This window comes from Paenibacillus sp. LS1 (genome assembly GCF_026013365.1).
Taxonomy (GTDB): domain Bacteria; phylum Bacillota; class Bacilli; order Paenibacillales; family Paenibacillaceae; genus Paenibacillus.
Genome location: NZ_JAPDOE010000001.1, coordinates 573668 through 586643 on the forward strand (window position 1 = coordinate 573668; position 12976 = coordinate 586643).

Here is a 12976-nt window from a genome sequence, read left to right on the forward strand (position 1 = left end):
CATGATGAATATCCTGATTGTGGACGATCAAAAACACATTCGTGATGGCCTGCAGGCCATGCTACATCAATTTCCTCTGGAGCTGAGCAACATATACTGTGCCGCGAGCGGGATTGAGGCGCTGTGCCTATTGCGGCAGCATTGCATTCACATCGTGATTACCGATATTAGGATGCCGGATATGGATGGGTTGGCACTCATGGCTCAAACTAAAGAGGAATACATGGATGTGGAATACCTCATTATCAGCGGTTATAGTGATTTTACATATGCCCAAAAAGCGATCGGGCTTGGGGCAAAGGGCTACTTGCTCAAACCTTTGAAGCGAGAGGATCTGCAAAATTCCCTAGAGCTTGTATGGCAAGAGATCCAGACACGGCAGGCACTTACGCATAATATGCAGCATGTATCCCGTCTCGCCCAAGAGACTGATCGTAAAGAATTAAGAATGTTTATGCAAGGTGCGTTAAGTGATGACGCATGGATTCTTCAGATTGAGGAACAAAATGATGCGTTATGGCGTAATTATCGCCTCGCCCTGCTGCGGGAAGAAGTTAGCATTAACCAGCCCGGAGCCAGCAGCGCTCATAACATGGAAGCCATTGCTTATCGCGTGTTTGGCAGAGAAGGTTGTATTTGCCTGCAACATCGCCCACACCTGATCCTTGCGGTGGATGCGTCCATAGATCCAAGTGTTTTGCCTGCATCGCTCAAGGAAGAAAAGATCAGTGCCCTAACAACCATGACTAACCCGATTCAGGGGTTAAAAGACCTACCAGAAGGCTATAACCAAGTGCTTGAGCTCTATCGCCACAGTTATCTGTTTCCTGATCAGTACAGTATCTCCCCAGCACATATTGAGCATATGGAACAACAGTGGCAACTTCCCTATGAAGACTTATATGAACTGTTCCAGTCGATTGGAACAGATAACAGTGGAACAATTACTCAGGGTATTTCTGCAATATTTCGCAAAAAGGTGCTGCAACGTTATCCTATTCGCTATACCCAACAGCTCTGCGCCGCCACCGTTCAGATGATGGAGGAATACGAACGAGTTATCCGGCCTTACATGGGGGAAGAAGTACTGGACCTTGAATCGTTGCGTAATCTCTTTGATTATCAAGGGATGCGTGATTATATACAAGCACTGCAACAACAGCTGCTTCGGCTGAATCAGTTATATTATGACTATAAGTGCAGCTATCGAAATTCGCAGGATCTAAATGAAGCCATTCGTTTCATACACGAGAGTTACCACAAACCGCTGGACCTCGCGATGGTATCCAATCATGTATCGCTTAATTATGCTTATTTTTCAAATCTGTTTAAGAAGAATATTGGTAAAGGTTTTGCTGAATACCTACGAGATGTACGTCTGGATAAAGCCCGCAAGCTTCTCGCCGAAACCGATCATAAAATTGTTGAGGTGGCTGCTATGGTTGGCTATGAAAGCTACAAAAGCTTTACACGCGCGTTCCGACTTGTGATGCAGATCCAACCCACAGAGTACCGACAGATGATGCGGCAGAAGGCAGATTGAATCAAAAGCCAAAAAAATGGGATACCACAAAAACAATTGTACCTTTTCAGCAAATGAACCTATTCGATAGAATAAAGATATTCCCATATGTAAGCGATTTCCTTAATGCACATGGATTGGGAGAAGCTATTATTCTATTAAAGGAGGGCAATTATGAAACCATCTCACTTTACGGCTAAACGGTTTATGAAAAAGGGACTCGGTATGTTCCTTGTGGTTGTGATGCTGTCTAGTATTGGCATACTTCCAGCTTCAAAGGTTCAGGCAGCGGGAACGACAGTTACCTCAATGGAGTACTTCTCACCAGCAGATGGACCTGTTATTTCAAAATCAGGCGTTGGCAAAGCCAGCTACGGATTTGTTATGCCTAAGTTCAATGGAGGCTCCGCGACATGGAATGATGTTTACAGTGATGTAGGCGTTAATGTAAAAGTGGGAAACAACTGGGTTGATATCGACCAGGCAGGCGGTTATATCTATAACCAAAACTGGGGGCACTGGAGCGATGGCGGCTTCAACGGCTATTGGTTCACCCTCTCCGCAACAACCGAGATTCAACTGTACTCCAAAGCGAATGATGTTAAGCTGGAGTATCAACTTGTATTCCAAAACATCAACAAAACAACCATCACAGCGATGAATCCAACACAAGGTCCACAAATCACAGCAAGTTTCACAGGAGGTGCAGGCTTTACATATCCAACGTTTAACAATAATGCTGCGGTAACCTATGAAGCCGTAGCGGATGATTTGAAGGTGTATGTCAAACCTGTAAACAGCAGCACATGGATTGATATTGACAATAATGCAGCCAGCGGCTGGATCTACGATCACAATTTTGGCCAATTCACGGATGGCGGCGGTGGGTACTGGTTTAACGTAACGGAGTCGATCAATGTCAAATTGGAATCAAAGACTACTTCGGCTAACGTTGTTTATACGATTACCTTTAATGAACCTACAAGAAATTCATATATCATTACGCCATACGAAGGAACAACCTTCACAGCAGATGCGAATGGTTCCATTGGGCTTCCGCTTCCCAAAATTGATGGGGGCGCGCCAATCGCCAAGGAACTGGGCAATTTTGTATACCAAATTAACATCAATGGGCAGTGGGTTGATTTGAGTAACTCCAGCCAGAGCAAATTTGCATACTCCGGTAATGGGTATAACAATATGTCTGATGCCAATCAGTGGGGATACTGGGCCGATTACGTCTATGGTCTTTGGTTCCAGCCAATCCAAGAAAATATGCAGATCCGTATTGGATATCCACTGAACGGACAGGCGGGTGGAAATATGGGCAACAACTTCGTCAACTATACCTTCATCGGCAATCCAAATGCTCCGCGTCCGGATGTATCCGATCAAGAGGATATCTCCATCGGAACACCAACCGACCCGGCTATCGCGGGCATGAATCTCATCTGGCAGGATGAATTCAACGGAACTACGCTGGATACAAGTAAATGGAACTATGAAACAGGCTATTATCTCAATAACGATCCGGCTACCTGGGGATGGGGTAATGCAGAGCTGCAGCACTACACCAATAGCACCCAAAATGTATATGTACAGGACGGGAAGCTGAATATCAAAGCCATGAACGATAGCAAATCTTTCCCGCAGGATCCAAATCGGTATGCACAGTATTCTTCAGGAAAGATTAACACCAAGGATAAACTGTCCTTGAAGTACGGCAGAGTAGATTTTCGTGCGAAGCTTCCTACAGGTGATGGCGTATGGCCAGCACTGTGGATGCTTCCAAAAGATTCGGTATACGGCACTTGGGCTGCATCAGGTGAAATTGATGTTATGGAAGCGAGAGGACGTCTGCCTGGATCAGTAAGCGGTACCATACACTTTGGTGGACAATGGCCCGTGAACCAGTCTTCGGGCGGCGATTATCACTTCCCGGATGGGCAAACTTTTGCCAATGATTATCATGTATACTCGGTAGTCTGGGAAGAGGACAACATTAAATGGTATGTAGACGGCAAGTTTTTCTATAAAGTCACTAACCAGCAATGGTATTCCGCAGCTGCACCGAATAATCCGAATGCACCTTTTGATGAGCCGTTCTACCTCATTATGAACTTGGCAGTCGGCGGAAACTTTGACGGAGGCCGTACTCCAAACGCCTCCGATATCCCGGCGACGATGCAAGTGGATTATGTACGCGTGTATAAAGAACAGTAATTTGCGATTTCGGATACAGCGAATGAAGATCAGATGGAACAGATGCTGGGCAAACCGGAGAACCTGAAATCTCATACTCTACAATAGGCTTATGACCGATTCCCAATATTTCTACCTGGGAATCGGTCGTTTAAATTTAGACTTGATAATTTAGTTCATCGGCTGCAACTCTTGTCGAAAGACAAGAACTTGGTTTCTTTGTCGAAAAGGACAAGAACATTGTGTCATTTCGAATTAGATTGATATTTTATCTGTTTCATTTAAGTTAACTGGCAGGTGATTTGGATGTCAGTATACCATATCTCAACGATTATAAATGAGTTGTTAAGTACAAATGCAATTATTGTGCACTACGCAATTTTAATGCTAGGACTGGCAGTTGCCGTCCACAGTAGGTGCAAGAAGTATAGAAAAGAAACCCCTGAATTTCTCATCATGAGAGATGCAAGGGTTTTTAAGTAACTTATTTTCGAACCATATGGAAGGCAGGTTAAACCTTGCATATGCATTTACGCAGGTCTGGTAACTCGATCTATCTCCTGCAGCGAATGTGTGTAGTGCCGATTCCAGAAACGAAGAAGATCAGCAATAAGTGTTCCTAGCCTACCCCTCTGTGGTGTTGGAAACTGATTATCAACATAAAACGTCAAATGAGCTGGTAGCGCTACACCGGCTGGGGTAGCTGGAATTGTAATTCGTGTATAAGACTGAGTCAATACGCTGGACGTAACAACAATCTGAGAATGATATATTATTTTAAATTAAGAGGCAGATTTATATAAGTAACTGTCTCTGTTAAATAATTTAGCACCAGTAAAAAACTGCTTTAATGCTAGATATTCTTAATACTGTCCTCAAATTTAAGCGATTAAATATTTATGAAACTATACAAAATCGGATAGGGTGGTTTGCATTATGAAAAATGTTTTGGTATATAAAAAAGGCGAAGATTACTCGAATATAGATATTTTCCAAAATTTCACACACATTTGAGCATTTCACGGATGTAGAACAAATGACCTCGACAGCTATTATACTCATGGAATCAGACCAATGGTAAACGTTATAATTCATATAAAATAACCTTGACTTAATAAATGTCTTCCGTATGTCCAAAAGTGTGCACGTAAGATCTGCTCACTTTTTTCTGGACTGATCGGTTCAGATATGTTATATTTCTGAAACGGGAGGTGTTACTTATCGCCAGGACTAAAGAATTTGACAAAAATCAAGCGTTACACGAAGCAATGCTGTTGTTTTGGAAAAAAGGATACGAGGCTGCCAGCATACCGGATTTACTGGAAGTGATGGGCATTAGCCGATCCAGCCTTTATGATACGTTTTCCGACAAGCAAACCTTGTACAGAGATGCCCTGGAGCATTATAAAAAAGGGAGTTCCAATAAGCAGACCATTCTTGAACAAGCATCCAACGTTAGAGATGGAATTCTTCAATTTTTTGAATATCATATTGCTTCAGCATACGATACGAGCCTACCGGGCGGATGTTTTGTAACGAATACAGCTACAACATTGGAGTCACCAGATGAACAGATAAATGTCTTGATACAGACTAGTTTTTCGGATTTGGAACAAGCATTTTGCGAGCTTTTGGAGAAGGGCCAACAATCGGGAGAGATAGATAAAACAACAGATATCAAAACATTGTCTTATTTATTGCTGAATTTACATCAAAGCATAAATATTATGGCCAAAACAGGTCATAATCCAGAACGTGCAAAAGAGATGATTAATTTTGTAATTGCAGGGATATAATTTTTTTTAATGATATTGGAATGATTGTTCCGTTATTATATTCTTCATATTTTGAAGTTGCCATTTGAAGAGTATCTGTAAGACCATTTTTTTTTTGATCATTCTGGAACATTCATTCCGTTATGGAAACAATCCATCAACAATAAGGAGATGCAACCAATGAAGGTATCGTTTATTGGACTTGGAAATATGGGCCTTCCAATGGCACAAAACCTGTTGAAAGCGGGTTATGACGTAGTCATTTTTAATCGGACCCCTGAAAAAGTTGAACCGTTAATAAAACAGGGAGCACATTATGTCCAAACACCACTAGAGGCGGCGAAAGAAAGCAATCTTGTAATTACCATGTTATCTGATGATGCTGCTTTGAGAGAGATTGTTGAGGGACCAAATGGTGTTCTGAACGGATTATCTGAAAATGGAATCCACGTATCTGCCAGTACGATCAGCGTAGATCTGGCTCGGAAATTATCCGCTTTGCATGCGGAGAGAAACCAGCACTTTGTGTCTGCCACCGTAATGGGGCGCCCGGATGCGGCTAAAGCAGCTACATTGCGCATTATTTTAGCTGGTCCTGAACACGCAAGACAACGAGTACTTCCCATGTTAACAGCACTAAGTCAAGAGATATTTGAGATCGGGGATCATGGTGAAGAAGGTAACATTGTAAAAATAGGCGTTAACTTTTTGATTGCATCAATGCTGGAAGCTTTGTCGGAAGCGCAGCTCATGGTTGAAAAGCACGGCATTAAGCCGTCCCGATATATGGATGTTGTGAATGCTCTTTTTCAATCTCCGGTATATCAGAACTATGGCGCGATCATGACTGAACAGCGCTTTGAACCAGCCGGTTTTAAAATGAAGCTCGGGTTAAAGGATGTTGCATTAGCTATCGAGGCAGCCAAGTCAGTTCAAGCTCCACTACCTTTAGGTCAGCTTATTCATCAACACCTCTCTGAAGGAATTACCCATGGTTATGGTGAGTTGGATTGGACGGCTTTAATCCGTTGTCTTGAGCATTCCTCTTAAAGAAAGAAAATATAAGGAGAGATTAATTATGGAAATAGGTGTTACTTCATTCGTAGAAACAAAGCCTGATACTAAGACCGGAGTTGTGATGAGTCACGCTCAGCGATTGCGAGAAGTCGTGGAAGAAATAGTCCTTGCAGATCAGGTAGGACTTGATGTGTTTGGCATAGGTGAGCATCATCGTGATGATTATGCAGCATCTTCACCAGCCATGGTGTTGTCCGCTGCGGCGCCCCTCACAAAACGAATTCGATTGACAAGTGCTGTGACGGTGCTTTCTTCAGCAGATCCTGTCCGTGTGTTTCAGGATTTTGCCACGCTTGACGGTCTCTCCAATGGACGTGCCGAGATTATAGCCGGTCGTGGTTCCTTCATTGAGTCCTTTCCACTGTTTGGTTATAACCTGAATGACTACGAGGATTTATTTAATGAAAACATTGAACTGCTTCTTAAATTACGGGAATCCGAGAAAGTAACTTGGAGTGGAGGCCATCGACCAGCGATACATAATCTGGGGGTATACCCGCGTCCTGTTCAGAATTCTATACCTGTATGGATCGGTAGCGGCGGTACTCAGGAGTCTGCCATACGTGCTGGAATTCTAGGTCTGCCACTAGTTCTGGCAATTATCGGTGGTAATCCAACGAAATTCGCGCCACTTGTAGAACTGTATAAAAAGGCGGCAACTCATGCTGGTCATGATGTATCGCAGCTTCGGGTAGGTTCACATTCTATCGGATTTGTTGCAGAAGATACAGAAAAGGCCGCAGAACTCTTTTTTCCGTCCACTCAGTACGGCATGAATAAACTCGGCAAAGAGCGGGGGTGGGCATATTACGACCGTTCCAGCTATGACGCTGCCCGCAGCTCTGATGGTGCGTTGTATGTAGGGGATCCGGAAACAGTTGCTCAAAAAATTATTCATCTGCGCAAGCATGTAGGAATTACACGTTTCATGATGTATGTTCCCTTAAGCACGATGCCACATGAGTTAGTAATGCGGGCTATAGAATTGCTCGGTAAAGAGGTTGCACCGCGAGTACGAGAGGAAATTTCCAAGTGGGAAGCTGAAATGAGATAAGAATTAACTAAAAAAACATAAATGAACGAATTCATTATTATATTTGGAGGAATTATCATGAGTATTGAGACACGTATATTACCAGAATTAAAAGAGGTATATTCACAATTTCCAGGGTTTGAATTGGAGAAAAATTTAGAGTGGAGCAGAAACTTGGTATCGGCTACCTCTGTGAGTAAATCAGAGCATGTAAACACAACTAGCCGGAAAATTCCGAGAGATAAAGGTGAGATGCTGGTCAAAATATATGAACCTGCCGATCGAACGAATGATTTACTGCCAGCCATGTTATGGATTCACGGGGGTGGATACGTGTTAGGACATCCCGATATGGACGACAAATTGTGCGAACGTTTTGTTCAGACAGCAGAATGTATTGTCGTATCAGTCGATTATAGGCTCGCTCCCGAGCATCCTTATCCTGCGGCAATTGAAGATTGTTATGCTGGGCTGGTATGGATGACGGAGGAAGCAGCAATGCTTGGTATTGACGTGAATCGGGTTGCAATTGCCGGTGCTAGCGGTGGTGGAGGGCTGACAGCAGCACTCGCGCTGATGGCACGTGATAAAGGAGGTCCATCCATTATTCTCCAAATGCCACTATACCCGATGCTTGATAACCGTAACATCACGCCATCCAGCCATGAGATTACGGAAGTGGACGCAATCTGGAGCCGAACGGACAACATTGCTGCTTGGAATATGTACTTGGGCAAGGAGAACGATGTCAGTGGAGGATCTACTTATGCAGTACCATCGAGAGCGGAGAACTTGGCAGGATTGCCGCCAGTCTATACTTGTGTAGGTCAGCTCGATCTATTCCGAGACGAAACGATGGAGTATGTGGCACGTCTTGCTCAAGCAGGTGTGGACGTAGAATTTCACCTATATCCGGGTTGCTTCCACCTTTTCGAAAGTCTTGCTCCAGAAACAGAAGTGAGTCAGCGCGCTGTTCAGAGTTATATGGATGCGATGGCCCGAGCACTTCATCCCAACAGGGTTCTTTAAAGCTGCAGAGGGAAGCCGATCCGCAGTAAAATAGCTAGAGTTTATTGTCCAAAGACAACTTTGTATGCTGCTTCTAACAAGTCGGTGAGTCCTTCTTCAGAGAATCTGTTAAAAGGTATTATTGCAGGTGCTTACGAAATTGAAGCTGAAATTGAAATCCCTGAAGCCAGCACAGTGACCGAGTTTGGTTTTAACATTCGTGAAGGTGCAAATCAGAAGCCGGTGGATTTAGACCTCCGCTCTTGGAAATTCAAGTCGCTATTTTAGCGGCTTTTTTTATTTTATTGGTACACGTTCTTTGCCTCAGGCCAAGGACAAGAACATGTACCAATACCGATTAGGCGTATATCTCATCGTTGTTTTGCGTTAATTCATTATGTGAACGGTCAGGTTAGTTGAAGCTCATTCACGCTGAAGCGCATCACAAGTGAATAAAAATTGTTGCGGCATACTACTTTAGTAGGACTACAATCTCCTTTAGTTGGCTTTAAAATGTCTTGGTAGACTTGAAGAAAATCTATCAAATAGTTTGTGGAAGGATGAGAGAACATAGTGCAGAAATATGCAAAGATTTTATTTATGTTTTTACTAGTTATTGTCCTGCTGAGCAGTTCGATTTCAAACGTATTCATTACATACGTATCAGCTGCTGGTAACGATGTGACGAGTCAAGTAGCTTCTCAATTTATTCAAAGTGTAGATATCAGAACAAAGGTAGGAACAATGCCAGAAGCTACAGTTATTGATACACCTGATCTAGAGAAAGATACGGTACCGTTAACCTTCAATACAGATCAGGCTTTTCAGGGGGATCTTGCTCTCCAGCCAGATAAAGTTACTGTGCAAAAGAATGGAGCATTAGTTAACGGAACAGACATTGGGTGGACAATTACAGTAAACAAGGAGAATGTTGCTGTTAATAATGCAGTGCTCGTTGATATGATTCCAGATAGCCAGATTCTGAATGAATTATCGATACGAGTGAATGGAGGGTTACCATCAGGATCTATAATAGATAACGGAAGCAGCTTATCTATTGCATTGGGCAATATTACAACGCAGCAGATCATTACCTTTACTACGTCATTAAAGGAAACAGCATTACTTGCGGCGCTAGAAGCAGGAGATCCGTCCATTCCTGTAAGGAATACCGCTTATCTTGAGCATGACGAAAACCAGACAACGAATGTGGATAGCCCAAAAACTGTAAATATTCCACTAAATATTTTAAGTACATCGGGAAGCTATGGTGCTACAACGACAGTGAATAATACAAAAAATATTACTTGGACGGTTATCGTGAATGAAGACGAACTAGCATTAAACAATGCTATTATCAAGGATACGCTTCCTGCCGGGTTAACTTATAGTGCTGGAACAGCAACTGTAAATGGGGCTGGTGTTACTCCAGTAACAAGTGGCTCAATGCTTACTTTTAACCTAGGTAATATTAGAAACGAGGTTACAATTACGTACGAAACTGAAATTGAGCCTGCTCGTTTCCAAACAAATGGCTCATATAATTTCACAAACGAAGTAGTGCTTACTTGGGATGGTCTTACTGGAACTGGAGTAGTAAAAAATGCTTCAGTAGGTGTTGGAAGTAACTTAATCAACAAGTCAGGTTCAGGCTATAACCGGGCAAACGGTGTCATTTCATGGTCAATTGATATTAACAGTGAAAATATTGGATGGGCTGCACCAACGATTACGAATATGATTCCAAGTGCACAACAGTATATTCAAGGGTCTGCTCGAATTGTGGACCATCAGGGAAATGCTTATTCTGGCGGTAGTTTTCAATTTAATTCTGGAACTTTAATACTTAATTATAATTTTAATTCTGCTATTGATTCCAAATACACCATTACTTTTGATACAAAGCCAGCTACTACAGAGAACATGACAGCTAATTCTAGCGGTAGCTTTTCAAACACAGCAAGCTTTAGTAGTGGTGCAATTGAACGTAGTATATCAGGCATGCAGAACTATACAAGTAATGTGTTGAAAAAGGATGCGGAAGGTTATGATCTAAATGTAGCTGACCGTAAAATTACGTGGAAGTTGACTGTCAATGAAAACGGAGCAACAACTCCAAGTGCACCGAAAGCAGGAACTGATCCTAGCTTGTACGCTGCTATTGCACTTCCAAATGTACGCATTGTTGATACTATTCCTGACGGACTTACCTTTATACCTGGTAGCTTCAGGGTACTGGATCGCAACAGTAATCCTGTCACGGGTCTGGTAACGGTAAGCGGAACAGATGTCGTAACCTTTGATTTTAATTCCAGTATTACGGAGCAATACACAATCTACTTCGATACTGCCGTCACGGATCTATCCAAGTTTATTTCACAAAACAATACGCTTAATAATGGTAATTTTAACATTACGAATAAAGCGACATTAACCCATGATAAAACGACCAGATCCACTACTGTTTCAGCAACTCAAACTGTCAGCAACTATATTGTAAGTAAGAAGGGTATTCCAACTGCTAATGGAAACAAGTATATTGATTGGGTTGTCTATTTGAACTCTAATGCAGTTAACCTTAATCAGTTGCTGGATGTCGATAGATTCTGGTTAATCGATACGCTGCAAGCGGGTCTGGAGCTTGACACGACAAGTGTAGAAGTAATCGCATACAGTGGAGCAATTAATGTACCTAACAATATTCAGGCAAACGGAAATGATGGTTTAGGCACAGGTATACCAGTACCACTTAATGGCTCTCATATTGTCTATGATGCTACAACCAGAGAATTTAGATTCAATTTGCCGAATGGTACAATTGACAAGGCATATAAGCTCTCGTTCCGTACGTATGTAACAGAAACGGTAGCCTCTGGATCTAGCTTTTCCAACATCATTAATCTATTTGGCTCTAAAAATAATATAGCTGTTCCAATCGATAGTGCTTACCAGTCTAACGATTCACGCCGAGTAACGTTCTTGGAAGCTGGAAGTATGGGATACGGTAATCTTGGTAAATTTATTGTTAAACAGGCAGATTTAGATGATAACAATGTTAAATTATCTGGTGCAACCTTTGCCTTGTATGATCAATATGGCAATAAGGTTCAAGAAAAAGTAACCGTAAATGGAGAACTGGAATTCAATCGAATTAAATATGACTTGCCTTACTATGTTAAAGAGGTAGCGGCGCCAACAGGATATCTACTGAGTGGAAATGCAAGTGTGGACGGCACTCTAACAACTGTTACGCCAATAGGAGCTGTTGTAGAGAATGCGATTCCATTAACACTAACAGCTTCACATACTCCTAATTATTTGGAATTAGTTTTTGCTAATGAAGAGATTAGATCAACGGTGTTCATCAGCCCTGTGAGCGTAAACTTTGATAAGAAGATATCCGCCCAAGCAGATGTAAGGACAACGATGACGCTGAATGGAAACACATTAACAAGTGTCGTTAACGGTTTAACTTTGCTAACGTTAGGGACGGATTATACGGTTGTGGGCAACACAGTTACAATCCTGAAGGCGTACTTGGCGAATCAGCCGGTCGGCACGACAAATTTGATATTTACATTCAGCGGAGGAGCAACACAAACGCTTGCAATCACGGTAAGTGAAACGACACCAGCACTAGGTTCAGGTTCTGCATCAGTACCAAGTTCAACACCAACACCAGAGCCAGCACCGGAGCCAGAGAAAGAAATTGGTTCAACGCCAACACCTAAACCATTCTACATTGATGGAGTTAATATGGATGTAATTAAGGCACTGGTAGCAAAAGCAAATTCTGTACCTGTAGTATCATTTAAGGATGTACCGGCGATTGCCCCGAATGCTAAAGCAATCGGGTTTGCGACTAAGCTTGGGATTATCAATGGATATGATGATGGTTCATTTCGTGCTCGTGCTACGATAACTAGAGCAGAGTTTGCATCTATGCTGGTAAGAGCACTTGGATTAACGTCAGAAGGTTACGCCGAATTTAAAGACACTCAAGGTCACTGGGTGGCCAATGCCATTGCTACATTAAAAACAATAGACATCGCTAAGGGTTACTCAGACGGAACGTTCAAACCGGATCAGTCGATCACCAGAGCGGAAATCGTAGCTATGCTTTCAGAAGTAATGAATACTTCCTTTGAGAGAAACAATAAGTTCAAAGATGTTATAGGCCACTGGGCCGAGGCAGAGATTGGTACATTATCCGATATGGGAATTGTGAAGGGTACACCGGATGGTGTATTCAGACCGAATGCTAATGCTACGAGATATGAATCGTTACTCATGATCTTACGTATGCTGAATGCCAGTCTTGATCATTCGCTAAACGTAGAATAGAGGAATAGAATTATG

The 12976-nt window shown here is 42.4% G+C and carries 7 protein-coding genes; all 7 read left to right on the plus strand.

The window, feature by feature from the left end; translation table 11 throughout:
• Nucleotide 1 precedes the first annotated feature (1 nt).
• A complete protein-coding gene (locus OM416_RS02340) occupies nt 2-1543 on the plus strand; it encodes a response regulator transcription factor (protein ID WP_264926640.1) in 1542 nt (513 codons plus the stop codon).
• A 153-nt stretch (nt 1544-1696) separates the two neighbouring features.
• Complete coding sequence (locus OM416_RS02345) at nt 1697-3745, plus strand: glycoside hydrolase family 16 protein (protein ID WP_264926641.1); 2049 nt, start codon at nt 1697-1699, stop codon at nt 3743-3745.
• A 1190-nt stretch (nt 3746-4935) separates the two neighbouring features.
• On the plus strand, nt 4936-5520 hold the full coding sequence (locus OM416_RS02350; RefSeq protein ID WP_264926642.1) for a TetR/AcrR family transcriptional regulator: 585 nt from the start codon (nt 4936-4938) through the stop codon (nt 5518-5520).
• A 159-nt stretch (nt 5521-5679) separates the two neighbouring features.
• Entirely contained in the window at nt 5680-6549 is an 870-nt protein-coding gene (locus tag OM416_RS02355) for an NAD(P)-dependent oxidoreductase (protein WP_264926643.1), read from the plus strand.
• A 28-nt stretch (nt 6550-6577) separates the two neighbouring features.
• Complete coding sequence (locus OM416_RS02360; RefSeq protein ID WP_133384898.1) at nt 6578-7630, plus strand: LLM class flavin-dependent oxidoreductase; 1053 nt, start codon at nt 6578-6580, stop codon at nt 7628-7630.
• Nucleotides 7631-7687: 57 nt separating this feature from the next.
• Nucleotides 7688-8638, plus strand: a complete 951-nt coding sequence (locus OM416_RS02365) for an alpha/beta hydrolase (protein ID WP_264926644.1) — start codon at nt 7688-7690, stop codon at nt 8636-8638.
• A gap of 552 nt (nt 8639-9190) precedes the next feature.
• On the plus strand, nt 9191-12961 hold the full coding sequence (locus tag OM416_RS02370; RefSeq protein ID WP_264926645.1) for an S-layer homology domain-containing protein: 3771 nt from the start codon (nt 9191-9193) through the stop codon (nt 12959-12961).
• Nucleotides 12962-12976: the final 15 nt, after the last annotated feature.